We start from the raw sequence: 24,746 nt of genomic DNA on the forward strand, positions 1-24,746 counted from the left end.
ATGAGGCCGGTCACCGTTTCTGACCGGGGGTTTTCCCCACCCCCGCACTGTGCTTCGCACCACCGCCGGGCCGCTTGTCCCGGTCCCGCCACGGCAGTTCGGCCGTCACCGTCGTCCCCGCACCGGCGGGGGAGTCGAGGACGAACAGCCCGTCGACCGCGCCGAGCCGGTCGGCCAGACCGGACATGCCCGTGCCGCCGTCCAGCCGCGCCCCGCCCCGTCCGTCGTCCTGGACCTGTATCAGCAGCCTGTCCCCGGACCGCCACACGTCGACGGAGGCGGAGCGCGCCCTGCTGTGCTTGCTGACGTTCTGCAGGAGCTCGGAGACCGTGAAGTACGCGATGCCCTCGATCGCCTCGGCCGGGCGGGCCGCCAGATCGACCGTGACCCTCACCGGGGCGGTGCAGCGCGACGCGATGGACGACAGCGCCGCGTCAAGGCCGCGGTCGGTCAGCACAGCCGGGTGAATGCCGCGCGCCAGATCACGCAGTTCCTGAAGGGCCAGCTTCACCTCGCCGTGCGCCTCGTCGACCATCGCCGCCGCCGCGACCGGGTCCTTGAAATCGCCGGTCAGTTTCTCCTTCGCCATGCCGAGCCCCATCGCGAGGGCGACGAGCCTGGCCTGCGCACCGTCGTGCAGATCGCGTTCGATGCGCCGCAGATCGGCGGCGGCGGTGTCGACGACCACGCCACGGTCCGACTCCAGCTCGGCGATCCGGCGCTCCAGCTCGTCGGACGGGCAGAGCAGCCCACGCACCATCGCTCGGTCTGCGTTGGCCATCGCCCGCGCGAGATACGGCAGCACCGGCCACAGCACGAAGAGACCGACCAACGTGACCGCGAAGGTCAGGACGCCCCAGGGCAGCCGGATGAACGCGTACAACGCTGTCCGCCAGCCCACCGGATCCTTCAGACCCGCCCACAACCAGGCAAAGAAACCGCCCGCGCCGGGCCGCCGCTGCCCGGCATGGGCGTGCGCGGGGCTCGGCTCGTCGACGTACACACCGAGGAAGGTCCGCGCACGCGCCCGCTCGATCCTGCCGAGCTGTCTGGCCCCCAGCAGCCCTACGGCCAGCAGCGGAAGGCCGATCACCGTGACCGACAGCCCGCCGCCCAGGAGCAGGACCACCACGGTGAACACGAAACCGAACAGCGCCATCGGCAGATTCAGGAGAAGATGCGCCACCTCCTTCCAGGTGTGCCGGCCGTACGGAGCGCGCACGGGCGGCGGCCGGTCGGAGGCGTCGGATGCGTCGGACGGGCCGGACAGATCGGACTGGAGGTCGCTGGCAATGGCGGTCATGGTGCAAGCCTGCCGGGCCCGGACCGCGCATGCCATGGGGTAGCTACGGTGTCAGGAGGTAGGGATAACCCCACCCTCAGTGCTACGCGGCTGCTTACCGAGTCTTTACCAGGGCCTACACTCGCGTGCGTACAGATCGTCGAACAGGGCGCAACGAGGTCAGGGAGCGAGGGGCGGACGTGCCGGAACGGACTGTTCTCGCGGCCGAGTACTTCCAGAGTTACTCGGTCGTCGGGCTGCTCGCGCTCATCGGTGTGCTCTTTGTCGCCGTGGCCTTCGGGGCCGGGCGGCTGCTGCGGCCGGTGATGCCGACGCCGGAGAAAATGCTGACGTACGAGTGCGGAGTGGACCCAGTAGGAGAAGGCTGGGCTCATACACAGGTCCGCTACTACGTCTATGCGTTTCTGTACGTGATCTTCGCCGTGGACTCGATTTTCCTGTTCCCGTGGGCGACCGTCTTCGCCGCGGCCGGATACGGCGCGACGACGCTGGTCGAGATGTTCATCTTCCTCGGCTTCCTGGCCGTGGGACTGCTGTACGCATGGAAGAAGGGCGTCCTCGAATGGACGTGACCCCTGTCGACCTCCCCCTGCCGACGCTCCCCGAGCCGAAGCGTCTGGGAGCTCTCGCCCGCCTCGCACCAGAACCCATGAAGGTGGTCCTCAACTGGGGCCGCCGCTACAGCCTGTGGGTCTTCAACTTCGGCCTCGCCTGCTGCGCGATCGAGTTCATCGCGGCGTCCATGGCGCGGCACGACTTCATCCGGCTCGGCGTGATCCCCTTCGCGCCCGGCCCGCGCCAGGCCGACCTGATGGTCGTCTCGGGCACGGTGACGGACAAGATGGCCCCGGCCGTGAAGCGTCTGTACGAGCAGATGCCCGAGCCCAAGTACGTCATCTCCTTCGGTGCCTGCTCGAACTGCGGCGGCCCGTACTGGGACTCGTACTCCGTGACAAAGGGCGTCGACCAGATCATCCCGGTCGACGTGTACGTACCGGGCTGCCCGCCCCGCCCCGAGGCGCTGCTCCAGGGCATCCTCAAGCTCCAGGAGAAGATCGCCCGCGAGTCGCTGAGCGAGCGCTACGGCCACGCACGGCCGTCCGCCGCGGCGCTGCAGAGCGGCCTCGTCGCCCCGCCGCCGGTTCCGGGGGAGGGCCCGAAGTGACCAACAGCGACACCAGCAGCAACACCGGCACGGACACCACCGCGTACACCACGGCGTACGACAGCCTCCCGGATGCCGCCTCCGAGATCTTCGGCGAGGAGGCCACCGCCGAGCGCAGCTACGACCTGCTCACCGTCGACGTCCCGGTCGGCTCGTGGATCGCCGCCCTGGAAATCGCGCGGGACAAGCTGGCCTGCACCTATTTCGACTGGCTGAGCGCGGTCGACGAGCCCGGCACGGGCTTCCGGGTCTGCGCACACGTCGTAGCTCTCGAAGGCCGCACGGTCCGCCGCCTCCTGGTCCGTACGACGGTCCCGCACTCCGCGCCTGCCCTGCCCACCGCCGTGGAGATCTACGCGGGCGCGGCATGGCACGAGCGCGAGACGCACGAGATGTTCGGCATCGACTTCACGGACCACCCCCACCTGGTTCCCCTTCTCCTCCCCGAGGGCTTCGAAGGCCACCCGCTGCGCAAGGACTTCGTCCTCGCGGCGCGCGTCGCCAAGGCGTGGCCGGGCGCGAAGGAGCCGGGAGAGTCGGACCACGGTGGACCCAAGCGCCGCCAGATGCTGCCGCCGGGCGTGCCCGACCCGAACGAGTGGGGCCCCCAGAAGGGCCAGCTCCCCCCTGCCCCGGCCCGCGCGGCGCGAACCCCACGCGCCGCAGGCGCCGCAGCCGACCGCCCGCCGCGCCGCGCGCGCAGCGTGACGGAAGGCTCGACCAGCCAGGCGCAGGCCACCGACACGCCGCCCGTCACCGAGGCCGCCGCTCCCGCCGCTGCGGAGGGCACCGCTCCTCCCGCAACCGAGAGTGCTGCTCCCGCGACGCCTCCGGTACGCCGTACCCGCACCGCGTCCGAAGGCTCGGCGAGTCAGGCGCCTGCGCCCCCGGCGCAGCCTCCCGCAAAGACGGAGGCCGAGACGCCCCCGGCGCAGCCCGCCGCGCAACCGGAGGCCGAGACGCCCCCGGCCGACGACTCCGCGCCGCGCCCCGCGCGCAGCGCTGACGCGCCCTGGCACCACCCGCGCCCCGCGTTCGAGGACGCGAACGGCAACGGCGACGGCAACGGCGAGGGCAACGGCAGCAGCGACGAAGACACACCCACCGACCGAGGGAGCGACGCGTGAACGACGTACTCGATGTCGCCCTCCGGCTGGCCATCGTCTTCGCCGTGTTCATGGTCGTGCCGCTCGTCGTGGGGCAGACCGAGCACAAGGTGATGGCCCACATGCAGGGCCGCCTCGGTCCCATGTACGCGGGCGGCTTCCACGGCTGGGCGCAGCTCGTCGCCGACGGCGTGAAGTTCGCGCAGAAGGAAGACATCGTCCCGGCCAACGCCGACCGCCGTATCTTCCAGCTCGCCCCCGCCGTCGCGCTCCTGCCGTACCTCCTTGTGATCGTCGCGATCCCGATCGGCCCGAGCGAGGGCGCGGTCGGCCAGGTCGTCGACGCGGGTATCTTCTTCGTGCTCGCCGTCATGGGCGTCGGCGTGCTCGGCTCGCTCATGGCGGGCTGGGCGTCGGCCAACAAGTTCTCCCTCCTCGGCGGCCTCCGTACCGCCGCCCAGCTCCTCGCGTACGAACTGCCGATGCTGCTCGCCGCCGCCTCCGTGGCGATGGCGGCCGGCACGGTCTCACTCCCCGGCATCCTGAACGCCTTCGAGTGGTGGTGGCTGCCCTGGCAGATCGTCGGCGCGATCGTCTTCTTCGTCGCCGGTCTCGCCGAGCTGCAGCGCCCGCCGTTCGACATGCCGGTCGCCGACTCGGAGATCATCTTCGGTGCGTACACCGAGTACACCGGCCTGCGTTTCGCGCTCTTCCTCCTCGCCGAGTACGCCGGAATCGTCGTCCTCTGCGGCCTGACCACCGTCCTCTTCCTCGGCGGCTGGCACGGCCCCTGGGGTGCCGACGGCCTCGGCTGGGTCTGGACGCTCCTCAAGACCGCGATCCTCGCTTTCGGCATCATCTGGCTGCGCGTCACCTACCCGCGGCTGCGCGAGGACCAGCTCCAGAAGCTCGCCTGGACCGTGCTCATCCCGCTCGCTCTCGCGCAGATCGCGCTCACCGGAATCGTGAAGGTGGCGATCCAGTAATGGCTCCGATCCCAGGGTCAGGTCTCGCCAAGGGCCTGGCCGTCACGCTTCGCACGATGACGAAGAAGACCGTCACCGCGCAGTACCCGGACGTCCAGCCCGAACTCCCGCCGCGTTCGCGCGGCGTGATCGGCCTGTTCGAGGAGAACTGCACGGTCTGCATGCTCTGCGCACGCGAATGCCCCGACTGGTGCATCTACATCGACTCCCACAAGGAGACGGTCCCGGCCGCGACGCCCGGCGGCCGCGAGCGCAGCCGCAACGTCCTCGACCGTTTCGCCATCGACTTCTCGCTCTGCATGTACTGCGGTATCTGCATCGAGGTATGTCCTTTCGACGCGCTCTTCTGGTCGCCGGAGTTCGAGTACGCCGAGACCGACATCCACGAACTCACGCATGAGCGGGACAAGCTCCGCGAGTGGATGTGGACGGTGCCCGCGCCGCCCGCGCTGGACCCGGGCGCGGAGGAGCCGAAGGAGATCGCGGCGGCGCGCAAGGCCGCCGACAAGCTCGCGGCCGCGCAGGAGCAGGCCGCGCAGGAGCAGGCCACCGAGCAGCAGGCCGAGCAGCAGGGCGAGGGGTCCGCCGAATGAACCACCTCGCAGCCGCCGCAACGGCCGAGCACGGCTTCCTCTCCCCGACCGGCGTCGAAATCGCCTTCCTCCTGGTCGGAATTGTCACCCTCGGCGCGGCCGTCATCACGGTCACGACCAAGCAGCTGGTGCACGCCGCCCTCTGGCTGGTCGTGGCGCTCGGCGGCCTGGCCGTCGAATACCTCCTGCTCACGGCCGAGTTCGTCGCCTGGGTGCAGGTCCTGATCTACGTCGGTTCCGTGGTCGTCCTCCTTCTCTTCGGGCTGATGCTCACCAAGGCCCCCATCGGGCGCTCACCGGACGCCGATTCGGGCAACAGCTGGGCCGCTCTCACGGTGGCCGTTGCCGCAGCAGCCGCTCTCGTGTGGGTGGTTGTGGACGCGTTCCGTACGACCTGGATCGATCTCGACGGCCCCACCCAGGGCTCCACCAAGGTGACCGGCGAGATCCTTTTCCAGCACTGGGTCCTGCCCTTCGAGGCACTCTCGGTCCTGCTGCTGGCCGCCCTCGTCGGCGCGATCGTCCTCTCCCGCAAGGACCTCAAGGCAGCCAAAGACCCCAACGCCGCCAAGGCACCCAACGACGCCACCACTTCCGAGGAGGGGCCGCGCTGATGCACCTCGCCTATCCCGCTGTGCTCTCCGCTCTCCTCTTCTCCGCCGGCTTGTACGGAGTGCTCGCGCGCCGCAACGCGATCCTGGTGCTGATGTCCGTCGAGCTGATGCTCAACGCCGTCAACCTCAACCTCGTCGCCTTCGACGTCTGGCTCCGCGACACCCTCCACACCGGCCAGGCGCTCACCCTCTTCACCATCGCCATCGCCGCGGCCGAGATCGGCATCGGCCTGGCGATCGTCCTGATGGTCTACCGCAACCGCGGAACCTCGGACATCGACAAGCTCCGCGACACCGCCGAGGGCCCGGCCGACGACGAAGCTTCCGCCATGGCACAGAAGGCCGAACAGAAGGCTGAGGCCGCCGCGTGACGACCACGACCCTCGCCGTCCTCGTTCCCCTCCTTCCTTTCCTCGGTGCCGCGGCCGGGCTGCTGCTCGGCCGCACCGCCCCCGGTTTCGTCCGGCCCCTTGCCGTACTGCCGACCGTGGCCGCCGCCGTGCTGGCCGCGCTCGTCGCCGTACGCCAGGGCGGCGGCCGGGCGATCGACGCATCGACCCAGCTCACCCCGACCGGCTCGGTCCCCATCGACCTCGCCCTGCACCTCGACGGCTTCGCTGTCCTCGTCGCCGTCCTGGTCGGGGTCGTCGCGACCTGCGTGCAGCTCTACTCGACGGGCTACCTGCGCGACGACCCGCGCTACCCCTCGTACGCGGCCCTCATCTCCCTCTTCACCTCCGCGATGCTGCTCGTCGTCTACTCGGGCGACCTGATGGTGCTGCTGGTCGGCTGGGAAATCATGGGCATCTGCTCGTACTTCCTGGTCGGCCACTACTGGGAGACGCCCGAAGCCCGCGCCGCCTCCCTCAAGGCCTTCCTGGTCACCAAGCTCGGCGACATCCCCTTCCTGTTCGGCCTGTTCGCGCTCGCCGCCGACGCCGGTACGTTCCGGATCAACGGCATCCTGGGCGCCGTCGCGAGCGGCGGAATCGACCACCCCACGCTGATCGCCCTGCTGCTCCTCGCCGGAGTGGCCGGCAAGTCGGCGCAGTTCCCGCTTCACACCTGGCTGCCCGACGCGATGGCGGGTCCCACACCCGTCTCCGCGCTGATCCACGCAGCGACGATGGTCGCCGCGGGTGTGTACTTCGTCGCCCGCCTCCTTCCGGTCTTCGCCGCCTCCGCCGCGGCCCTGACCGTCCTCGCCGTGATGGCCGCGGTCACCATGGTCGGCTCGGCACTCGCCGCCCTGGCCCAGGACGACATCAAGCGCGTCCTCGCCTACTCGACGATCGGTCAGCTCGGCTACATGACCGGCGCCCTGGCCGTCGGTGACCGCGGCGCCGCCGTCTTCCACCTCCTGTCCCACGGCGCCTTCAAGGCACTGCTCTTCCTCGGCGCCGGCGTGATAATCCACGCGGCCGGCACCAACTCCCTCGCCGCCATGTCCCGCATGAGCGGCCTGCCCAAGCGCATCCCCGACGCGTACTGGACGATGACGATCGCCCTGTTCGCACTCGCCGCGATCCCGCCCTTCGCCGGCTTCTTCTCCAAGGAAGCCGTCCTCGTCGCCGCCGAACACGCTTCCCTCGGCGACACCCAGGGCGTCCCCTCCGGTGCCGGCTGGACCGTGCTCGTCGCGGGCCTGCTCACCGCCGTCCTCACCGCCGCGTACGCCATCCGCCTCTGGCTGCTGGCCTTCCGCGGCCGGGGTGCGGCGGCCCCCGACCACGGCAAGCAGCCCATCGCCATGAACGGCGTGCTGTGGCTCCTCGCCATCCCCTCGCTCGGCCTGGGCCTGACCGCCGGCTACCTCGCCGACTGGTTCGACGGCGACGCACTCACCCCGACCGTCACCACCGCGGTGCTCGGCACGGGTGTCGCCCTCGTCGGCGGACTGGTCACCTACGGCGCCTGGCGGCACACGACAGCGCTCGCAGCCCGCTTCCCCATGGGCGCCGTGGCCGCACACCCCGAAGCCGAACCGGCCCTCTCCGAGGCGGAAGCCATCGCCACCCACGCGCCCGCCTACGGCGACATCGCGTCGGCCCCCGACCCCGCCGACCCGGGTCGGCTGCTGCTGGGACCGCTGCACCGCCACGCGGCCGCCGGCTTCCACCTCGACGCCGTCTACAACACCCTCTTCGTACGGCCCGTACTGGCGGCCGCCGAACTGGTCCGCTTCCTGGACCGCGAGGTCGTCGAGACGTACGTACGAGGTGCGGGCACCGCCCCGCGCCTGCTCGGCACGGTCGTCCGCCGAGCCCAGACCGGCAATGTGCAGACCTACCTCAGCGCGCTGCTCGCCGGTTCCGTCGTCCTGGCGATCGCCGCCGTCATCGTCGCCGCCGTCGGAGCGTGAGCCGTGATCGATATCAGCCCGTCCGTGATGCAGTTCCTTCTGGCGTTCGTCGTCGTCGGCCCGCTCATCGGCGCCGCAGCGGCTCTCCTCCCGGCCCCGCCCGGCCTGAAGGGCAAGAGCCCCGACCAGGCCGTGCTCCGCCACGGCGTGACCGTGACCGGCGCGGTCCTCGCCGCAGCGATCGCCCTCGCGATCGGCTTCGACCTTCCCCAAGCTCTCGACCCCGCTCGAGCAGGGGAGACCCCAACCAACCCGTCGAGGATGCAGGCCACGACCGACATCAGCTGGATCCCGGCGCTCGACGTCAGGATCCACCTCGGCATCGACGGCATCTCGCTCCCCCTCCTCGTCATGACCGCGCTGCTGACCTTCCTCTGCGCGCTCTACAGCTACTTCAAGATGCCCGCGGGCCCGTCCCCGAAGGCATTCGTCGCACTGCTGCTCGTCCTTGAGTCCGGCATGCTCGCGACCTTCGCCGTCCTCGATCTCCTGCTGTTCTTCCTGGCGTTCGAGATGGTCCTCATCCCGATGTACTTCCTGATCGCACGCTGGGGCGGCGACCAACGCCAGTCGTCCGCCTGGAAGTTCATCCTCTACACGCTGCTCGGCTCCGTCGTCATGCTGCTCGGTCTCCTCCTCATCGGACTGAATTCGGGCACATTCGACATGGTGGCACTCGCCACTGACAACGGCCGTGGGCTGACAACATCCGTGCAGGTCATCGCCGTTCTGGCGATCGGTCTCGGCCTCGCGGTGAAGACTCCGATGTGGCCGCTGCACAGCTGGCTGCCGGACGCCCACACCGCCGCACCCACCGTCGGCTCCGTCCTCCTCGCGGGCGTCCTGCTGAAGATGGGTACGTACGGATTCGTCCGCCTCGTGCTCCCCATCGCACCCGACGGGATGCGCACCTTCGCGCCGTACCTCGCAGCCTTCGCGGTCGCCGGCATCATCTACGGATCCCTGGCCTGCCTCGCTCTCACCCGCAAGGGCGCCAAGGGCGACCTCAAGCGCCTGATCGCGTACTCCTCCGTCGGCCACATGGGCTTCGTACTCCTCGGCATCGCGTCCATGACACCCACCGGCATCAACGGCGCGCTGTTCGCCAACATCGGCCACGGACTCATCACCGGCCTGCTCTTCTTCCTGGTCGGAGCCCTCAAGGACCGCTACGGCACCGCGGACCTCGACACCCTGGCCGGCGCCACCGGCGCAGCGCTCTACGGCCGCGCCCCCCGCCTCGGCGGCCTGCTGGCCTTCGCCGCGGTCGCCTCACTCGGGCTTCCCGGCCTCGCCGGATTCTGGGGCGAGATGCTCACGATGTTCGGCGCCTTCGACCCCGCCGAAGGCCTCAGCCGCCCCGCCTTCCTCACCTTCATGGCGATCGCCGGCATCGGCACGCTGCTCACCGCCGCATACCTGCTCGTCGTCGTACGCCGCGTCTGCATGGGCGTGCCGCAGGAATCGCCCGAGCCGATCGCCGACGTCCAGAGCTACGAATTCGCCGCCTGGACGCCCCTCGTCGCCCTCACTGTCCTCGCCGGACTCTGGCCCGCGGTCCTCCTCGGCCTCACCGACCCGGCCGTGCAGCAGCTCCTCGCAGGAGGCAAGTCGTGACCGTGGCCGCCGAAAGCGCCGCCAACCTCGTCCAGTCCGTCGACTGGCTGGCGATCGCCCCGCCTACGATCACCGCGTCCGTCGGCCTGATCGTCCTGGTCGCCGACCTCTTCGTACCGGAGAGCAGGAAGCAGCTCCTCGGGTGGCTCTCGATCGCCGGTCTCGCCGCCGCTCTCGTCACCCTCCTGCCGCTGCTCGACGGCGACCGCTCCACCTTCTGCCTGACCTCCGACACCGACGTCTGCAGCTACACCGCCGACCACTTCGCCCTGGTCATCCAGTTCCTGGTGCTCGGCGGCGCGCTGCTCACGGCCCTGCTCTCCATGACCGAGACGAAGGAGAGGCTCCCTGCGGGCGAGTTCTGGTTCCTCCTGATGTCATCGGCGGCGGGCGCGGCCCTGCTCCCTGCCTCGCGCGACCTGGCCACCCTTGTGGTCGCCCTCGAAGTCGCGTCGCTGCCCGCCTTCGCCCTGGTCGGCATGAAGCGCGGGGACCGCCTGTCCTCCGAAGCGGCCCTGAAGTTCTTCCTGTCCTCCGTGGCAGCGACCGCCGTGATGCTGCTCGGCGTCAGCTTTGTGTACGCGACAACCGGCACCCTGCACCTCACCGAAGTCGCCGCGAACCTGGACGACGTACCGGGGCAGCTGGACACGCTCGCAAAGGCGGGGGTCGCCCTGACCCTGGTCGGCTTCGCCTTCAAAACGGCCGCTGTGCCGTTCCATTTCTGGGTCCCCGACACATACGTAGGGGCGCCGCTCCCCGTCGCCGCCTACCTGTCCGTCATCGGTAAGGCGGTCGGTTTCTCGGGTCTCATCCTCGTCACGGTGGTCGCTTTTCCCTCCTACGCGGACGTATGGGGTCCGGCGATCGCCGTGCTGGCCGCACTCACCATGACCGTCGGCAACGTCGCCGCCCTGCGCCAGTCCGCGACCCGCTCGTACAGTGCGGTCCGCCTGCTGGCCTGGTCGTCGGTAGGGCAGGCCGGCTACATCCTGGTCCCGATCGCGGCAGCCGCATACTCCAGCGACGACCAGATCGGCTCCACTGTCGCGTACGCCCTGATGTACGCCGTGATCAACCTCGGCGCCTTCGCGGTCGCCGCTCTTGTCGCCCGTACGCACCCGCTGAACCGGATCACGGACTACCGGGGCCTCTACGCGACCCGCCCCCTCACCGCCCTCGCCCTCGGCTTCTTCCTGCTCTGCCTCGCGGGTCTGCCGCCCGGCATCATCGGCCTCTTCGCCAAGGTGACGGTCTTCTCGGCGGCGGTCGACGCGGGCCTCGGCTGGCTCGCCGTCGTCATGGCCGTGAACGTAGTGATCGCGCTCTACTACTACCTCCAGTGGACCGCGGTGCTCTTCCGCGCCCCCGCCGAGGGCGAGCGGCCCAAGCACGCGGTGCCGATGCCCGTCACTGTCGCCATCGTCCTCACGGCCGCACTCGGCATCGTCCTGTCCGGCGCACCCCAGCTGGTGCTGCGCTTCGCCACGGGCAACCTCTTCCAGTAAGCGGAGGCCCGTACGGCCCAACGGGCGGCCGGTGCACAAGGGAACTAGCCCCTCTCGCCTGGCGTTGACCAGTAAGGGAGGGTCCACTGGACGTGGAAGCACCTCCCAGCAAGGGGTTCCCCTGCCGCACCTTTTGGAGGGCGTACCGTGCACCGCCGGCACAACGGGCTCAGGACCGCCGTACTCCTCGGGGGACTGTCCGCACTCATCATCGTCATCGGCAGCTTCTTCGGCCGTACGGGCCTGATCGTCGCGGTCCTCGTCGCGCTCGGAACCAACGCCTACGCGTACTGGAACAGCGACAAGCTGGCGCTGCGGGCCATGCGCGCCCGCCCCGTGAGCGAGTTCGAGGCGCCGCAGCTATACCGCATGGTCCGCGACCTCTCGACCCAGGCCCGCCAGCCGATGCCCCGGCTGTACATCTCGCCCACCCAGGCCCCCAACGCCTTCGCGACCGGCCGCAACCCGCGCAACGCCGCGGTCTGCTGCACCGAGGGCATCCTCCAGATCCTCAACGAGCGGGAGCTGCGCGGCGTCATCGGCCACGAACTGAGCCACGTCTACAACCGCGACATCCTGATCTCCTCGGTCGCCGGCGCCCTGGCCTCCGTCATCATGTTCCTGGTCAACTTCGCCTGGCTGATTCCCATAGGCCGGTCCGACGACGACGAGGGCCCCGGCATCTTCGGCATACTGTTGATCATGATCCTTGGCCCGCTGGCAGCATCTGTGATCCAGCTCGCCGTGAGCCGCTCCCGCGAGTACCAGGCGGACGCCTCCGGCGCGCAGCTCACGGGCGACCCACTCGCCCTCGCCAGCGCCCTGCGCAAGCTCGACGCCGGCACGAAGCAGCTGCCGCTGCCGCCCGAGCCCCGGATCGAGACCGCGAGCCACATGATGATCGCGAACCCGTTCCGGCCCGGCCGGGGCATGTCCAAAATCTTCTCCACGCACCCGCCGATGGCGGAGCGCATCGCCCGACTCGAACAAATGGCAGGTCATCGCCCATGAAGACAATCCTGAACGTCATATGGCTGGTCCTCAGCGGCTTCTGGCTCTTCCTGGGCTACCTGCTGGCGGGCATCGTCCTGTGCATCACGATCATCGGCATCCCCTTCGGCATCGCGGCCTTCCGTATCGGCGTCTACGCGCTCTGGCCCTTCGGCTACACAGCGGTGGAACGCCGCGACGCGGGAGCCCCGTCCTTCGTCGGCAACGTGCTGTGGCTGATCCTGGCGGGCTGGTGGCTGGCGCTGAGCCACATCGTCACCGGCATCGCCCTGTGCGTCACGATCATCGGCATCCCGTTCGGCATCGCGAACTTCAAGATGATCCCGCTCTCGCTGCTGCCCCTGGGCCGCGAAATCGTCCCCACAGACCAGCCGTTCGTCTCCAGGTAGTACGTCGTTCCGTACGCCGAGGCGCCCCGCCCCCGAGCCCCCGGACGCACCTCACCCCGCCGCAGCCCCGGCCCTGAACCGCCGCACCCCGTACGCCCCGGCCCCCAGCGCCAGCACACCCGCCCCAGCCAGCACCGAAGACACCGGCAACGCGAGCGCCAGCGCCACACAACCGGCAAGGCCGCCCACCGCCATGACCCGCACCCGGAGCGAACCGAGCGTCCAAGCCGAGGCGTTGGCGATCGCGTAATAGACCAGCACCCCGAAGGACGAGAAGCCGATCGCCCCGCGCACATCCACCGTCGCCGCCACCACCGCGACCACCGCACCGACCGCCAGCTCCGCCCGGTGCGGCACCTGGAATCGCGGGTGCACGGCGGCCAGCGCACCCGGCAGATGGCCGTCACGAGCCATCGCCAGCGTCGTACGCGAGACCCCGAGGATCAGCGCCAGCAGCGAGCCGAGCGCCGCCACCGCAGCCCCCACCCGCACCACGGGCGCCAGCTCCGGGACGCCCGCCGCCCGTACCGCATCGGCCAACGGGGCCGTCGCCGCCCCCAGTCCGCCGGCCCCCAGCACCGAGAGCACCGCCCCCGCCACGCATGCGTACACCGCCAGGGCGATCCCCAGCGCCAAGGGAACCGCGCGCGGAATCGTACGGGCCGGATCGCGCACCTCCTCGCCGAGCGTGGCGATCCGCGCGTACCCGGCGAACGCGAAGAACAGCAGCCCCGCCGCCTGAAGCACCCCGCCGACCCCCGAACCGCGCCCACCCGAACCGACCGACGGCCCGTCCGCCCCCACCACGCACACCACGACGACCGCTGCCAGAACCGCCAGCACCACCGCCACGATGGCCCGCGTCAGCCACGCCGACTTCTGAACGCCCCCGTAATTGACGGCAGTCAGCGCCACCACGGCCGCGACGGCCACCGCATGCGCCTGCCCCGGCCATGCGTAGGCACCGACCGTCAGCGCCATCGCCGCGCACGAAGCGCTCTTCCCGACGACGAAGCCCCAGCCCGCCAGGTAACCCCAGAAAGGGCCGAGCCGCTCCCGCCCGTACACGTACGTCCCGCCCGAAGCCGGATACAGCGCGGCCAGCCGCGCCGACGCCATCGCATTGCAGTACGCCACCACAGCGGCCAGCGCCAGCCCCGCCAGCAGCAGCTCGCCGGACCCTGCCGCCTTCGCCGCGGGGGCGAGCGCGACGAAGATCCCGGCCCCGACCATCGACCCGAGCCCGATCACCACGGCGTCGAAGACCCCGAGAGTCCGCCGCATCTCCTGTGTCATGCGCCGCACCCTACTGACCGGCTGCCGCACCCTGCTGATCGGCTACGTGAGCCCGGTCTCCCGCAGTGTGATGTTGAGCCGCCCACCGGCCATCCCGATCGCCGGATCACTTGTCCCCGGCAGCACTTTCGGCACCCCGTGATACGCGAAACGCGAAGGTCCGCCGAACACAAAGAGGTCCCCGGACGCCAACTCCACATCTGTGTACGGCCGTCCCCGCCCCTCCGTATTGCCGAAACGGAAGACGCACGTATCGCCCAGACTCAGCGACACGACCGGCGCACCGGACCGCTCCTCCTTGTCCTGGTGCATGCCCATCTTCGCCGCGCCGTCATAGAAGTTGATGAGCGCGGTGTCAGGCGCATACCCACCGGCCGCATACGCGCCACCCGCGTATCCGCCGTCCTCCCCACAAGCACCGGCATAAGCCTCGGCCACCCCAGCCCGCCCCAACGCCACCAGCCACTCCGGCACTTCCGCGACCCGCGCGCCATTCACATCGTCAGCGGTACGGACATACCGGTACGGCCTCCAGTGCCACCCGAGGCACACCGTCTGTACGGACATGACACCCCCGCCCGGCAGCACTGTATGGCGAATAGGCACCGGTCCCTGCGCCCACTCCCGGCACGCCGAGACCAGCTCCCGCTGCTGCTCCAGCGACAGCCAGCCCGGTACATGTACCGCCCCGGGCGCGACAACAGCCCGCTCGCGGGGGCCCGGAAACAGCATCATGCCGCCGTCAGTGCCCCTTCGAGCCCAAGCAGCCGCTCCTTGCGCTCCAGTCCGCCCGCGTACCCGCGCAGCGCCCCGTCCGCCCCGATCACCCGGTGGCACGGCCGCACCACCAGCAGCGGATTGCGCCCGATAGCCGTCCCTACGGCCCGTACTCCGGCGCCCGCCGAGCCGATCCGCCCGGCGATGTCCCCGTACGACACCGTCACGCCGTACGGGATCTCCTCCAGCGCTCGCCACACCCGCTGCTGGAACGCCGTCCCCCCGCTCACGTACTCCACGTCGAAGCGGGTGAGCTCGCCGGCGAAGTACGCTCGCAGCTGCCCGGCGATGGCGTCGAAAGCCTCCGGCGCGAGCCGCCATCCGTCCCGGACGACCGCCCCGCCCTTCTGCCCCGGCACGGACAACGAGGCCAGTGCGGTGCCACCGGGCGCGGTCGCGGACTCCTCGCCGACCAGCAGCAGCTCGCCCAGTGGGCTGTCCATGGTTGCGTAGACCGTCATGGCGCGTTCCTTCCCTCGCAGTACGTCCCGTGTACGCCCCGTCTACGACGAGTCTGCGACGCCGCGCCCACCGGAACCGGCGGTATTCGGACATCGCAACGGGCAGTGCGGGGGTGCGGCCGGCCGCGCCGCCTCCACCCCCGCTCTCGTACCGGACCGCCAGGTCAGCGGTAGTTCACGAACTGCAGCGCGAACTCGAAGTCCTTGCCCTTCAGCAGCGCCTGCACGGCCTGCAGGTCGTCACGGCTCTTCGAGCTGACCCGCAGCTCGTCGCCCTGGACCTGCGCCTTGACGCCCTTGGGGCCCTCGTCGCGGATGATCTTCGCGACCTTCTTGGCGTTGTCCTGGGAGATGCCCTCCTCGATCGACGCGAAGATCTTGTACTCCTTGCCGGACAGCTGCGGCTCGCCGGCGTCCAGCACCTTCAGCGAGATCCCGCGCTTGACCAGCTTGGTCTCGAAGACGTCGAGGATGGCCTTGACCCGGTCCTCGGAGTTCGCCTGCATAAGGATCTTCTCGCCGGACCAATCGATCGAGGCGCCGACGTTCTTGAAGTCGTAGCGCTGCGAGATCTCCTTCGCGGTCTGGTTGAGGGCGTTGTCGACCTCCTGCCGCTCGACCTTCGAGACGATGTCGAAACTGGAGTCGGCCATGTCCTGTGGCTCCTTGTATTGGGGGCTGCCTGGTGTTGGAATGCCTTGGTCGGCGGGGTGCGCGGCCGGGCCTGCCCGGACCGCTCCCGTAAAGCCTAGCCACCCGCACCCGCCCCGAGCGCTGATCAATCCGGTGGCGGAGCACCCCCGGGTATCAGGTATCGTTTACGGCGTTGCCACGGAGCACCGCCCCAAGCGGTCATCCGGAGCGACATCCCATGGCGGTGTGCCCGAGTGGCCAATGGGAGCGGACTGTAAATCCGCCGGCTTAGCCTTCCCAGGTTCGAATCCTGGCGCCGCCACAGGTAGGGAAACCCCCTCCGGACTGCAGAGATGCAGCCCGGAGGGGGTTTTCTCGTATACGGAGGCTTTCGCCTCGGACCCGGGAACTCCCGGACAGGCGCCGGGCGTTCAATTACCGGCGACGTCCTTCACCGCGACCGTGACCGGCACCGAGCCGCTGATCAGCTCCAGCGTCAGTCCCGCTGTCGACGGAGTCTCCAGCAGCTCTGCCAGGACCGCCGCCACATCGTCGCGCGCCACGGGACCGCGCCCCGTAGAGGCCCCGAGGTGCACGAGCCCCGTGCCCGCGTCGTTCGTCAGGCTGCCCGGCCGCAGGATCGTCCAGTCCAGGCCTGCCCGGGAGCGTACGTCCGCGTCCGCCTCACCCTTGGCGCGCAGGTACGCGTCGAAGACCTCGTCGCCCTGCCGCTGCGGATCGGCGCCCATCGACGACACGACGAGGTAGCGGCGTACGCTCGCACGCTCCGCGGCGTCCGCGAAGAGCACGGCCGCGCCCCGGTCCACCGTGTCCTTGCGCTCCGTGCCGCTGCCAGGTCCAGCGCCCGCCGCGAAAACCGCGCCGTCGGCGCCGGCGAGCACTTCCGTGACCTGCTCCACGGAGGCCGTCTCCAGGTCGAGCACGACCGGGTCGGCGCCCGCCGCCCGCAGATCCTCGCACTGCTCGGGATCGCGGATGATGCCCGCGACTTCGTACCCGCGCGCGGCGAGCAACCGCTCCAGCCGCAGCGCGATCTGACCATGTCCACCTGCGATGACAATGCGCATGATTCCGACCGTACGCCCACCCGCCCACGCGCGCGTGCGTTCAGGGCCCGGGTCCGCCACCTCGTCCCTGGCGCGGCAGATCGAGCGCGACGGCGACCGCCGAGTCGCAGTACTCGCGCACCGCGCTGGTCCGGGCCACCACCCGCCCGCGGTGGATGACTACCCGGCTGTACGCCAGGGACAGCGCGCCCGCGATCCGGTCCCCGCGTACGGCAAGCAGCTCGGCGGGAAAACCGGCCTCCACCCGCACTTCGGGCAGCCCCATCGCCTGCCGAGCCGCCGAACTCACCGTCCCGTACGCGTCCGGAGCGCGCATCCCGCCCTGCGAGGCCAGCAGATAGGCGGCCTCCAGCGGATCCCCGCGCCCCACCGGATTCGCCACGTCCCGCAGCGCCCCGCTGCCCGCCGCGACCCGCACCCCGGCCGCCCGCAACAGCCGTACGGGAGCGGGCCCCGCACCCCGCCGTTCGACGCCCACGCAGTCGCCCTGAGGCAGGCAGACCACCGTCACCCCTGCCGCGGCCAATTGGCCCGCGGCGCGCGTCGCGGCGTCCAGGGGCAGCCTGGAGATCCCGGCGCACGGCCCGATCGTGACCCCGGGCCGCAGCCCTCCGACCATCGCCGCGAGCCGCGCGAGACGCGCCGGATCGTCACCCTCCGTATGGAGGTCCACGGGGCAGCCGTGCTCGGCGGCGACCTCCAGGACCGCTTCCGTGTACCCGGCCGGGTCGGGATCCAGGTCCGGGCAGCCGCCCACCACACCCGCGCCCATCTTCACGGCGTCCCGCAGCATCGCGAGCCCGTCCGCGCCCGCGATGCCGGTCAGCAGCCGGGGCACGGCGACGGCGGTGAGATCGGCGAGACCGCGCAGCGAGCGCCGCGCCTGGAGCACCGCCTCCATGGAGCTGAGCCCCTGCACATCCCCGATGCGTACGTGCGAGCGCAGCGCCGTGGCGCCGTGCCCGAGCTGCAGCAACGCGGCCTCGGTGGTGCGGCGCTGGACGTCCTCCGTGCCGTACGAGATCGGGCCGCCGGTGTCGGCGGTCAGGGCGGTGTCGCTGTGGGCGTGCGGTTCGGCGGGGGCGGGGAGCAGGAGATGCCCGGCGAGGTCCACGCGCGCGCCCACCGCGGAGAGGCTGCCCGCGGTGCCGACTGCCTCGATACGCCCACCGCTGAGCCGTACGTCCACGATGCGGCCGTCGGTGAGACGGGCGGCGCAGAGCAGCAGCGTGGCGGCATCGGTGGTCGACGCGCCGTCGCTGTTTCCAGAGCTGCCACCGGAGGGAAGGGGCGGCTGCGGCTGGCTGTCGGACATCGGGCTCCTGGCGAGGCTCGGGCGTGCAAGATCGAGATCACGCAGCGTGAGTAGAGCCTAGGGGCCCTGAATCCAGCCTTCGAGGAGGAGCGAAATAGTCGTACCGGTGTAGGCACGAGTGGCGTACGGGACGGTTGGGGCTGGGCAGTGAAACGGATTTGGGCGATCGGCGGGCGACCGTGTAATGTCTTCATCGCTCGCCCCAATAGCTCAGTCGGTAGAGCGTCTCCATGGTAAGGAGAAGGTCTACGGTTCGATTCCGTATTGGGGCTCTGGTGATCGGTGATCCCCGCCTTCGGGCGGGGGGATCCGGCATCAAAGCGGTGTAGCTCAGTCGGTAGAGCAAGCGGCTCATAATCGCTGTGTCACCGGTTCAAGTCCGGTCACCGCTACACACGGTAGCCGATTGTGGGGTCGGTCCTTCGATCGGCTACTCTTTTATGCGTTCATCCGTCAACCGTCCGTCCAAGGAGCACTCACGTGGCTGCCACCGACGTCCGCCCGAAGATCACGCTGGCCTGCGTGGAGTGCAAGGAGCGGAACTACATCACCAAGAAGAACCGGCGTAACAACCCGGACCGACTGGAGATGAAGAAGCACTGCCCGCGCTGCAACTCGCACACTGCGCACCGCGAAACCCGCTAAACACAGGCTCGTATGCGAGGCCGTCCCCACTTCGGGGGCGGCCTCGTGTCGTTGTTTCCGTCAGGCAATTCACAGGCATCAGTTCACAGGCATCAGGAGGTACGGGCCCATGGCGCTCGACCAGTCCTTCGTGGGGCGGGCCTATCCGCCCACCGCACCGTACGAGGTCGGCCGGGAGAAGATCCGCGAGTTCGCCGAGGCAGTGGGCGACACCAATCCCGCGTACACAGATCCGGAAGCCGCCAAGGCGCTCGGTCACTCCGATGTGATCGCTCCGCCGACCTTTGTCTTCGCCATCACATTCAAGGCGGCCGGAGACGTCATACAGGACCCGCAGCTGGGTCTCGACTACAGCCGCGTGGTGCACGGCGACCAGAAGTTCGCGTACAAGCGCCCGGTGCGCGCGGGGGACCGGCTGTCGGTCACCTCGACGATAGAGGCGGTCAAGTCGCTGGCCGGCAACGACATCGTGGACATCCGCGGGGACGTCCACGACGAGGCCGGCGAGCATGTGGTGACGGCGTGGACGAAGCTCGTCTCGCGCGCGGCCGAGGAGGCGTGATGACGGCGAAGATCTCCTACGCGGACGTCGAGGTCGGCACCGAGCTGCCGCCGCAGTCCTTTCCCGTGACGCGGGCCATGCTCGTGCAGTACGCGGGCGCTTCCGGCGACTTCAATCCGATCCACTGGAACGAGAAGTTCGCCGCCGAGGTCGGACTGCCCGACGTCATCGCGCACGGCATGTTCACCATGGCCGAGGCGATCCGTGTCGTCACCGACTGGGTGGCCGACCCGGGCGCGGTGGTGGAGTACGGCGTGCGCTTCACCAAGCCCGTAGTCGTACCGAACGACGACAAGGGCGCGCTGATCGAGGTCAGCGCCAAGGTCGCCGCGCTGCTGGACGACAACCGGGTCCGGGTGGACCTGACGGCCATGAGTGCGGGCCAGAAGGTGCTGGGCATGTCCCGCGCCGTGGTCCAGCTCGCCTGACTTCCGGCTGTTGTAACGGGCGCCCCGTAATTGCGGGCGCCCCTTACCGCTTGACGTGATTAGTGATTGGCCACTAACTTCAGCCTCATGGTCAGGATGAGCGCAGACGAGCGACGCGAGAGCGTCATCCGCGCGGCGATCACCGAGTTTGCCCGCGGTGGCTACCACGGGACCTCCACCGAGGCGATCGCCAAGCGCGTGGGGGTGTCGCAGCCGTATCTCTTCCGCCTCTTCAAGAACAAGCAGGAGCTCTTTCTCGCGGCGGCCCTCCGTGGCCTGAGGGAGACCCGGGAGGCGCTGGCTGATGCGGCGAGCGCCGTTCCGGCCCAGGATGCGCACATGGCCATGGCGACCGCGTACAAGAAGCTCCTCGCCGACGACCCCGACCGGCTGCTGATGCACATGCAGACGTACGTCGCCGTCGCGTCGGCCGAGGCGGCCGGGGATCACGAGTTCGGTGAGCCGATCCGTGCCGAATGGGCGGAGCTCTGGGACTCCACACACCTCACTCTCGGTGCGGACATCAAGGAGACCACCTACTTCATGTCCTACGGGATGCTGATCAACGTGCTTGCGTCGCTGGGCTTCGCGTCAAGTCACAGAGTGTGGTCGGGCTTCGACATGTCTACGGTTCCGACTACGGAGTAGTCGGGAGTGGGGCGGGCTGCCGTTGTCTCGTCGAATTTTCTGTCCAAGAAAGTTAGTAATTAATAACTAACCTCAGCAGGGGGAGTCGTGGAAGAGCAGGCAAAAGAGCCAACAACAGGCCGCCGAGGAGCCACCTGGGCCCTCGTCATCACCAGCGTCGCCGGCTTCGTGGCGGCGCTCGACAACCTCGTCGTCACCACCGCCCTCCCGTCCATCCGCAAGGACCTCGGCGGCGCGCTGGAAGACCTCGAATGGACAGTCAGCGCGTACACCCTCACCTTCGCCGTCCTGCTCATGCTGGGCGCGGCCCTCGGCGACCGGTTCGGCCGCCGCAGGCTCTTCCTTGTCGGCCTCACCGTCTTCACCGGCGCATCGGCGGCGGCCGCCCTCGCCCCCGGCATCGACGCCCTGGTCGCCGCCCGGGCAGTCCAGGGCGTCGGCGCCGCGATCATGATGCCGCTCACACTCACCCTGCTCACCGCGGCCGTACCCGCAGCACGCCGCGGTATGGCGCTCGGCATCTTCGGCGCCGTGACCGGCCTCGCGGTCGCCAGCGGCCCGCTCATCGGCGGCAGCCTCACCGAGCACATCTCCTGGCAGTGGATCTTCTGGCTGAACGTCCCCATAGGCCTGGTGCTGCTGCCGCTCGCCCGGCTCCGCCTCTCGGAGTCGTACGCCCCGGACGCCCGGCTCGACATCCCCGGCACGCTCCTGGTCAGCGGCGGCCTCTTCGGGATCGTGTACGCCCTGGTCAACGGGCAGTCGGACGGCTGGAGCAGCGCTCCGATCCTCACTGGACTGATCCTCGGCAGCGCGCTCATAGGTGGCTTCGTCCATCACGGCTTCAACAACAAAAACCCCATGCTCCCCATGCGGCTCTTCCGTAACCGAGCCTTCTTCGGGATCAACATCGCGAGCCTGCTGATGTTCCTGGGGATGTTCGGCTCGATCTTCCTGCTCAGCCAGTTCCTGCAGAGTGTCCTCGGCTACTCGCCCACCGAGGCCGGCCTGCGGATGCTCCCCTGGACCGGTATGCCGCTGATCGTGGCGCCCATTGCCGGTTATCTCTCCGACCGCATAGGCGGCCGCCCGGTCGTGGTCACCGGACTTGCCCTCCAGGCCGTCGGTCTCGGGCTCTTCGCCCTGGTCCTCGGCCCCGATGTGTCGTACGCCGCCCAGCTCCCGGCGCTGATCCTCGGCGGCATCGGCATGGCCCTGTACTTCGCCCCCGCCGCCAGCCTGGTCATGTCCAGCGTCCGCCCCGGCGAGCAGGGCATCGCCTCCGGCGCGAACAACGCACTGCGCGAGGTCGGAGGAGCCCTCGGCGTCGCGGTCCTGGGCGCGGTCTTCGCCGCCCGCGGCGGCTACGAATCCGCCGACACCTTCACCGACGGCACCATCCCCGCGCTGTGGATCGGCGCCGGTGTCGTGGGCCTTGCGGCGGTGGTGGCTCTGCTGATCCCGTCCCGGCACGAGGCGGCGGCCCCTGCCCCGGCGGAGGGCGAGAAGGTACTCGTCCACTGACGGACCGGTGCGCGGCCAGAGCATGCGGCCCGGGCATGCGGCCCCGGGGCACGGACCTGGGTACAGGGCGCCTCTGCCTGTCAGAGGCGCCCCGTACGCTTGTCCCCGTGCAGGAACTCCACGATGCCCCCCTCGCCCCCCTGACCACCTTCCGGCTCGGCGGCCCCGCGACCCGTCTCGTCACGGCCACCACCGACGACGAGGTGATCGCCACCGTCCGCGAGGCCGACGAGAGGGGTACGCCGCTCCTGATCATCGGCGGCGGCAGCAACCTGGTCATCGGCGACAAGGGCTTCGACGGCACCGCCCTGCGCATTGCCACCACCGGCTTCCGCCTCGACGGCGTAAAGCTGGAGCTGGCCGCAGGCGAGGTCTGGACGGACGCCGTCGCCCGCACCGTCGAGGCCGGCCTCGCGGGCATCGAGTGCCTCGCGGGAATCCCCGGCTCGGCCGGGGCGACCCCGATTCAGAACGTCGGCGCGTACGGGCAGGAAGTCTCCAGCGTCATCACCGAGGTCGTCGCCTACGACCGCCGCGCGAGCGAGACGGTGACGATCCCGGCCGCCGAGTGCGAGTTCTCGTACCGCCACAGCCGCTTCAAACAGGACCCGGACCGCTTCGTCGTCCTGCGTGTCCGCCTCGCGCTGGAGGATGCGGGCGGGATGTCCGCGCCGATCAAGTACCCCGAGACCGCACGGAGCCTGGGCGTCGAAGCCGGCGACCGCGTGCCCGCCGCGCTCGCCCGGGAGACCGTGCTGAAGCTGCGCGCGGGCAAGGGGATGGTCCTGGACCCCGCCGACCACGACACGTGGTCGGCGGGCTCCTTCTTCACCAACCCGATCCTGACGGGCGAGGAGTACGCCGCCTTCCTGGCCAGGGCGCAGATGCGGCTCGGTGCGGATGTTGCGCCGCCCGCGTTTCCGGCGGGGGACGGCCGTACCAAGACCTCCGCGGCCTGGCTGATCGACAAGGCGGGCTTCACGAAGGGCTACGGCGTGGGGCCTGCCCGTATCTCCACGAAGCACACGCTTGCCCTCACCAACCGTGGGGAAGCGACCACCGAGGACCTGCTGGCGCTGGCGCGCGAGGTTGTCGGCGGGGTGCGGGAGGCGTTCGGGGTGACGCTGGTGAACGAGCCGGTTACGGTCGGCGTCAGTCTTTAGTGCGGGTGCGGGTGCGGGTGCGGGTGCGGGTGCGGGTGCGGGTGCGGGTGCGGGTGCCTGCGGCGCTTTCCCCTCCCCGCCCCTTCCCGAAACTGGGGGCAAGCCCCCAGACCCCCAAACGCCGGACGGGCTGGAGCCATCCCAGCTAGTACGCCACCCCGACCCCCTGCCCCACCGTCGCCGGGTCGTCGATCATCTTGAGCATCGCGTGCGCCACATCGGCCCGCGCGATGGTCCTGCCGCTGGGCGGATTGCCGCCGATCACCGTCCGGTACGTCCCCGTCACCGGCCTGTTCAGCAGTTTCGGCGGCCGTACGGACGTCCAGTCGGTCGCCGAGCGCGCCAGCTCGTCCTCCATGACCCGGAGGTCGGCGTACACGTCCTTCAGGACCGTGTTGATCACGGAAAGGGTCAGTCGGTCCACGAGCGGCTGACGCCGGGGGACTGGGGCCAGCGGGCCCGCGCTCACCACCAGCAGCCGCCGCGTCCCCTCCGCCTCCATCGCCCGCAGCACCGGCCGGGTGAGCGTCGCGGCGATGCCCGCGTCCTTGCGGGTGCGTGCCCCGAGACCGGAGAGCACCGCATCCCGGCCCGCCACCGCCGGCCGCAGCGCCTCGGCGTCGGTCACCTGGGCTGTGAAGACCTCCAGGTCGCGCCCCGTCACCGTGAACCGCGCCGGATCCCGGACCACCGCCGTGACCCGGTGTCCCGCCGCCAGCGCCTGCTTGACGATCTCCTGCCCTATGCCGCCGGTCGCTCCGAAAACCGTGAGCTTCATAGCCTGCCCCTCCCTGGGGTGTGTGAGTGTTCACTCACTCCTGGAGTCACTAGAGTGGGTAAGTACTCACTCACTCGTCAAGTCTGGATGGAGCACACACCCATGAAGCCGGCCCGCGAGCGGATCCTCGACGCCTCCCACGAGCTGATGCGCACCATCGGCCTGGCCCGCGCCACCACCAAGGAGATCGCCAAGGCGGCAGGCTGCTCCGAGGCCGCCCTCTACAAGCACTTCACCAGCAAGGAAGAGCTGTTCGTGACCGTGCTGCGGGAGCGGCTTCCCCAGCTCGGCCCGCTCCTCCACCGCCTCGCCGCCCGCCCGGGGGAGCGGTCCGTCGAGGAGAACCTCACCGAGATCGCGCGCCAGGCCGCCCACTTCTATGCCGAGAGCTTCCCGATCGCCGCCTCGCTCTACGCCGAGACCACGCTCAAGCGCCGCCACGACGACTCGATGCAGGAGATGGGGACCGGCCCCCACATGCCCATCGAGGGCCTCGACGCGTACCTCCGTACCGAGCGCGAAGCCGGCCGGATCAGCGCCGGGGCCGACACCTTCGCGGCCGCGTCACTTCTCCTCGGCGCCTGCGCGCAGCGCGCCTTCGCCTACGACGCGGTGGTGGGCAAGAAGCCGCCGCAGTCCGTCGACGAGTTCGCAGCCGCCCTCGCCCGCACCCTGCTGGCCGGAATCAGCTAGGGGGTGTCCGGTCGATCTCCGCGGCGTCGCGGGGCTTGGCACGCACATCTGCGGCGTTGTCGTCGGTCGCTGACTCCCCCA

The 24,746-nt window shown here is 70.0% G+C and carries 27 protein-coding genes and 3 tRNA genes; 22 read left to right on the plus strand and 8 right to left on the minus strand.

What is annotated here, in order from left to right; genetic code table 11:
• Positions 1-10: 10 nt before the first annotated feature.
• Complete coding sequence (locus tag PXH83_RS17540) at positions 11-1,303, minus strand: sensor histidine kinase (protein WP_274561353.1); 1,293 nt, start codon at positions 1,301-1,303, stop codon at positions 11-13.
• Positions 1,304-1,482: 179 nt separating this feature from the next.
• Between PXH83_RS17540 and PXH83_RS17545 the strand changes: the two genes are divergently transcribed.
• From PXH83_RS17545 to PXH83_RS17600, 12 genes are all read left to right on the plus strand, one after another.
• Positions 1,483-1,875 (plus strand): NADH-quinone oxidoreductase subunit A, encoded by a 393-nt coding sequence (locus tag PXH83_RS17545; RefSeq protein WP_214920447.1) that lies wholly within the window; start codon positions 1,483-1,485, stop codon positions 1,873-1,875.
• The gene (locus tag PXH83_RS17550; RefSeq protein WP_214920446.1) at positions 1,866-2,468 is read left to right on the plus strand and encodes an NADH-quinone oxidoreductase subunit B; all 603 of its coding nucleotides are present in this window, start codon (positions 1,866-1,868) and stop codon (positions 2,466-2,468) included. The genes PXH83_RS17545 and PXH83_RS17550 overlap by 10 nt, the downstream gene beginning before the upstream one ends.
• Complete coding sequence (locus PXH83_RS17555) at positions 2,465-3,595, plus strand: NADH-quinone oxidoreductase subunit C (RefSeq protein ID WP_274561354.1); 1,131 nt, start codon at positions 2,465-2,467, stop codon at positions 3,593-3,595. The genes PXH83_RS17550 and PXH83_RS17555 overlap by 4 nt, the downstream gene beginning before the upstream one ends.
• A complete protein-coding gene (locus PXH83_RS17560; protein ID WP_274561355.1) occupies positions 3,592-4,560 on the plus strand; it encodes a complex I subunit 1/NuoH family protein in 969 nt (322 codons plus the stop codon). Before PXH83_RS17555 ends, PXH83_RS17560 begins: the two co-directional genes overlap by 4 nt.
• Positions 4,560-5,153, plus strand: coding sequence for a NuoI/complex I 23 kDa subunit family protein (locus PXH83_RS17565; protein WP_274561356.1), 594 nt, complete (start codon positions 4,560-4,562; stop codon positions 5,151-5,153). The genes PXH83_RS17560 and PXH83_RS17565 overlap by 1 nt, the downstream gene beginning before the upstream one ends.
• Positions 5,150-5,767 carry an NADH-quinone oxidoreductase subunit J family protein gene (locus PXH83_RS17570; RefSeq protein ID WP_274561357.1) on the plus strand — a complete coding sequence of 206 codons (618 nt, stop codon included), beginning with the start codon at positions 5,150-5,152 and terminating at the stop codon, positions 5,765-5,767. Before PXH83_RS17565 ends, PXH83_RS17570 begins: the two co-directional genes overlap by 4 nt.
• A complete protein-coding gene (nuoK, locus tag PXH83_RS17575) occupies positions 5,767-6,138 on the plus strand; it encodes an NADH-quinone oxidoreductase subunit NuoK (protein WP_274561358.1) in 372 nt (123 codons plus the stop codon). The genes PXH83_RS17570 and nuoK overlap by 1 nt, the downstream gene beginning before the upstream one ends.
• Positions 6,135-8,129, plus strand: a complete 1,995-nt coding sequence (locus PXH83_RS17580) for an NADH-quinone oxidoreductase subunit 5 family protein (RefSeq protein WP_274561359.1) — start codon at positions 6,135-6,137, stop codon at positions 8,127-8,129. The genes nuoK and PXH83_RS17580 overlap by 4 nt, the downstream gene beginning before the upstream one ends.
• Positions 8,130-8,156: 27 nt before the next feature.
• The gene (locus PXH83_RS17585; protein ID WP_274562875.1) at positions 8,157-9,746 is read left to right on the plus strand and encodes a complex I subunit 4 family protein; all 1,590 of its coding nucleotides are present in this window, start codon (positions 8,157-8,159) and stop codon (positions 9,744-9,746) included.
• Positions 9,743-11,254, plus strand: coding sequence for an NADH-quinone oxidoreductase subunit N (locus PXH83_RS17590; protein WP_274561360.1), 1,512 nt, complete (start codon positions 9,743-9,745; stop codon positions 11,252-11,254). The genes PXH83_RS17585 and PXH83_RS17590 overlap by 4 nt, the downstream gene beginning before the upstream one ends.
• Before the next feature lie 147 nt (positions 11,255-11,401).
• A complete protein-coding gene (gene htpX / locus PXH83_RS17595; protein ID WP_274561361.1) occupies positions 11,402-12,265 on the plus strand; it encodes a zinc metalloprotease HtpX in 864 nt (287 codons plus the stop codon).
• Entirely contained in the window at positions 12,262-12,654 is a 393-nt protein-coding gene (locus PXH83_RS17600; RefSeq protein WP_274561362.1) for a YccF domain-containing protein, read from the plus strand. Before htpX ends, PXH83_RS17600 begins: the two co-directional genes overlap by 4 nt.
• A 51-nt stretch (positions 12,655-12,705) precedes the next feature.
• Here PXH83_RS17600 and PXH83_RS17605 read toward each other — a convergent pair whose 3' ends face one another.
• The 4 genes from PXH83_RS17605 to PXH83_RS17620 all read right to left on the minus strand — a co-directional run bounded on the left by PXH83_RS17605 (position 12,706) and on the right by PXH83_RS17620 (position 15,841).
• Positions 12,706-13,950: an APC family permease gene (locus PXH83_RS17605; RefSeq protein WP_274561363.1), complete on the minus strand. Its 1,245-nt coding sequence runs from the start codon at positions 13,948-13,950 to the stop codon at positions 12,706-12,708.
• 42 nt (positions 13,951-13,992) lie between these two features.
• The gene (locus PXH83_RS17610; protein ID WP_420803229.1) at positions 13,993-14,682 is read right to left on the minus strand and encodes an alpha-ketoglutarate-dependent dioxygenase AlkB family protein; all 690 of its coding nucleotides are present in this window, start codon (positions 14,680-14,682) and stop codon (positions 13,993-13,995) included.
• Positions 14,682-15,188 (minus strand): methylated-DNA--[protein]-cysteine S-methyltransferase, encoded by a 507-nt coding sequence (locus PXH83_RS17615; RefSeq protein ID WP_274561365.1) that lies wholly within the window; start codon positions 15,186-15,188, stop codon positions 14,682-14,684. Before PXH83_RS17615 ends, PXH83_RS17610 begins: the two co-directional genes overlap by 1 nt.
• Before the next feature lie 164 nt (positions 15,189-15,352).
• Positions 15,353-15,841 (minus strand): YajQ family cyclic di-GMP-binding protein, encoded by a 489-nt coding sequence (locus PXH83_RS17620; RefSeq protein WP_214920434.1) that lies wholly within the window; start codon positions 15,839-15,841, stop codon positions 15,353-15,355.
• A 220-nt stretch (positions 15,842-16,061) separates the two neighbouring features.
• On the opposite strand from PXH83_RS17620, the gene PXH83_RS17625 reads away from it, so the two are divergent.
• Positions 16,062-16,143: transfer RNA gene (locus tag PXH83_RS17625), tRNA-Tyr, on the plus strand.
• Between the two features lie 109 nt (positions 16,144-16,252).
• Here PXH83_RS17625 and PXH83_RS17630 read toward each other — a convergent pair.
• Together PXH83_RS17630 and PXH83_RS17635 are read right to left on the minus strand one after the other, a co-directional pair.
• Positions 16,253-16,909, minus strand: a complete 657-nt coding sequence (locus PXH83_RS17630; protein WP_274561366.1) for an SDR family oxidoreductase — start codon at positions 16,907-16,909, stop codon at positions 16,253-16,255.
• A gap of 40 nt (positions 16,910-16,949) precedes the next feature.
• Positions 16,950-18,224 (minus strand): amidohydrolase family protein, encoded by a 1,275-nt coding sequence (locus PXH83_RS17635; protein ID WP_274561367.1) that lies wholly within the window; start codon positions 18,222-18,224, stop codon positions 16,950-16,952.
• A 199-nt stretch (positions 18,225-18,423) separates the two neighbouring features.
• Here PXH83_RS17635 and PXH83_RS17640 point away from each other — a divergent pair.
• The 8 genes from PXH83_RS17640 to PXH83_RS17675 all read left to right on the plus strand — a co-directional run bounded on the left by PXH83_RS17640 (position 18,424) and on the right by PXH83_RS17675 (position 23,194).
• Positions 18,424-18,496, plus strand: a tRNA-Thr gene (locus PXH83_RS17640).
• Between the two features lie 47 nt (positions 18,497-18,543).
• A tRNA-Met gene (locus PXH83_RS17645) sits at positions 18,544-18,616 on the plus strand.
• A gap of 88 nt (positions 18,617-18,704) precedes the next feature.
• Positions 18,705-18,869: a 50S ribosomal protein L33 gene (rpmG, locus tag PXH83_RS17650; protein ID WP_003956487.1), complete on the plus strand. Its 165-nt coding sequence runs from the start codon at positions 18,705-18,707 to the stop codon at positions 18,867-18,869.
• 109 nt (positions 18,870-18,978) lie between these two features.
• Positions 18,979-19,431: a MaoC family dehydratase N-terminal domain-containing protein gene (locus tag PXH83_RS17655; RefSeq protein ID WP_274561368.1), complete on the plus strand. Its 453-nt coding sequence runs from the start codon at positions 18,979-18,981 to the stop codon at positions 19,429-19,431.
• Complete coding sequence (locus PXH83_RS17660) at positions 19,431-19,859, plus strand: MaoC family dehydratase (protein ID WP_274561369.1); 429 nt, start codon at positions 19,431-19,433, stop codon at positions 19,857-19,859. Before PXH83_RS17655 ends, PXH83_RS17660 begins: the two co-directional genes overlap by 1 nt.
• Positions 19,860-19,946: 87 nt before the next feature.
• A complete protein-coding gene (locus tag PXH83_RS17665) occupies positions 19,947-20,507 on the plus strand; it encodes a TetR/AcrR family transcriptional regulator (RefSeq protein WP_274561370.1) in 561 nt (186 codons plus the stop codon).
• Between the two features lie 87 nt (positions 20,508-20,594).
• Entirely contained in the window at positions 20,595-22,031 is a 1,437-nt protein-coding gene (locus PXH83_RS17670) for an MFS transporter (protein WP_274561371.1), read from the plus strand.
• 107 nt (positions 22,032-22,138) lie between these two features.
• A complete protein-coding gene (locus tag PXH83_RS17675) occupies positions 22,139-23,194 on the plus strand; it encodes a UDP-N-acetylmuramate dehydrogenase (protein ID WP_274561372.1) in 1,056 nt (351 codons plus the stop codon).
• 145 nt (positions 23,195-23,339) lie between these two features.
• Here PXH83_RS17675 and PXH83_RS17680 read toward each other — a convergent pair whose 3' ends face one another.
• Positions 23,340-23,972, minus strand: a complete 633-nt coding sequence (locus PXH83_RS17680; protein WP_274561373.1) for an NAD(P)-dependent oxidoreductase — start codon at positions 23,970-23,972, stop codon at positions 23,340-23,342.
• A 102-nt stretch (positions 23,973-24,074) separates the two neighbouring features.
• Here PXH83_RS17680 and PXH83_RS17685 point away from each other — a divergent pair, with 102 nt between their 5' ends.
• Positions 24,075-24,665 carry a TetR/AcrR family transcriptional regulator gene (locus tag PXH83_RS17685; protein ID WP_274561374.1) on the plus strand — a complete coding sequence of 197 codons (591 nt, stop codon included), beginning with the start codon at positions 24,075-24,077 and terminating at the stop codon, positions 24,663-24,665.
• Positions 24,666-24,746: the final 81 nt, after the last annotated feature.

The sequence above is a fragment of the Streptomyces spiramyceticus genome, assembly GCF_028807635.1.
Lineage (GTDB): Bacteria > Actinomycetota > Actinomycetes > Streptomycetales > Streptomycetaceae > Streptomyces > Streptomyces spiramyceticus.

Bases quoted from the DNA above. Each gene is read 5' to 3' on its own strand.
- PXH83_RS17540 (WP_274561353.1), bottom strand. From the start codon at position 1,303: ATGACCGCCATTGCCAGCGACCTCCAGTCCGATCTGTCCGGCCCGTCC.
- PXH83_RS17550 (WP_214920446.1), top strand. From the start codon at position 1,866: ATGGACGTGACCCCTGTCGACCTCCCCCTGCCGACGCTCCCCGAGCCG.
- PXH83_RS17565 (WP_274561356.1), top strand. From the start codon at position 4,560: ATGGCTCCGATCCCAGGGTCAGGTCTCGCCAAGGGCCTGGCCGTCACG.
- PXH83_RS17570 (WP_274561357.1), top strand. From the start codon at position 5,150: ATGAACCACCTCGCAGCCGCCGCAACGGCCGAGCACGGCTTCCTCTCC.
- nuoK (WP_274561358.1), top strand. From the start codon at position 5,767: ATGCACCTCGCCTATCCCGCTGTGCTCTCCGCTCTCCTCTTCTCCGCC.
- PXH83_RS17585 (WP_274562875.1), top strand. From the start codon at position 8,157: ATGCAGTTCCTTCTGGCGTTCGTCGTCGTCGGCCCGCTCATCGGCGCC.
- PXH83_RS17600 (WP_274561362.1), top strand. From the start codon at position 12,262: ATGAAGACAATCCTGAACGTCATATGGCTGGTCCTCAGCGGCTTCTGG.
- PXH83_RS17605 (WP_274561363.1), bottom strand. From the start codon at position 13,950: ATGACACAGGAGATGCGGCGGACTCTCGGGGTCTTCGACGCCGTGGTG.
- PXH83_RS17610 (WP_420803229.1), bottom strand. From the start codon at position 14,682: ATGCTGTTTCCGGGCCCCCGCGAGCGGGCTGTTGTCGCGCCCGGGGCG.
- PXH83_RS17615 (WP_274561365.1), bottom strand. From the start codon at position 15,188: ATGACGGTCTACGCAACCATGGACAGCCCACTGGGCGAGCTGCTGCTG.
- PXH83_RS17620 (WP_214920434.1), bottom strand. From the start codon at position 15,841: ATGGCCGACTCCAGTTTCGACATCGTCTCGAAGGTCGAGCGGCAGGAG.
- PXH83_RS17630 (WP_274561366.1), bottom strand. From the start codon at position 16,909: ATGCGCATTGTCATCGCAGGTGGACATGGTCAGATCGCGCTGCGGCTG.
- PXH83_RS17635 (WP_274561367.1), bottom strand. From the start codon at position 18,224: ATGTCCGACAGCCAGCCGCAGCCGCCCCTTCCCTCCGGTGGCAGCTCT.
- PXH83_RS17655 (WP_274561368.1), top strand. From the start codon at position 18,979: ATGGCGCTCGACCAGTCCTTCGTGGGGCGGGCCTATCCGCCCACCGCA.
- PXH83_RS17660 (WP_274561369.1), top strand. From the start codon at position 19,431: ATGACGGCGAAGATCTCCTACGCGGACGTCGAGGTCGGCACCGAGCTG.
- PXH83_RS17665 (WP_274561370.1), top strand. From the start codon at position 19,947: ATGGTCAGGATGAGCGCAGACGAGCGACGCGAGAGCGTCATCCGCGCG.
- PXH83_RS17680 (WP_274561373.1), bottom strand. From the start codon at position 23,972: ATGAAGCTCACGGTTTTCGGAGCGACCGGCGGCATAGGGCAGGAGATC.
- PXH83_RS17685 (WP_274561374.1), top strand. From the start codon at position 24,075: ATGAAGCCGGCCCGCGAGCGGATCCTCGACGCCTCCCACGAGCTGATG.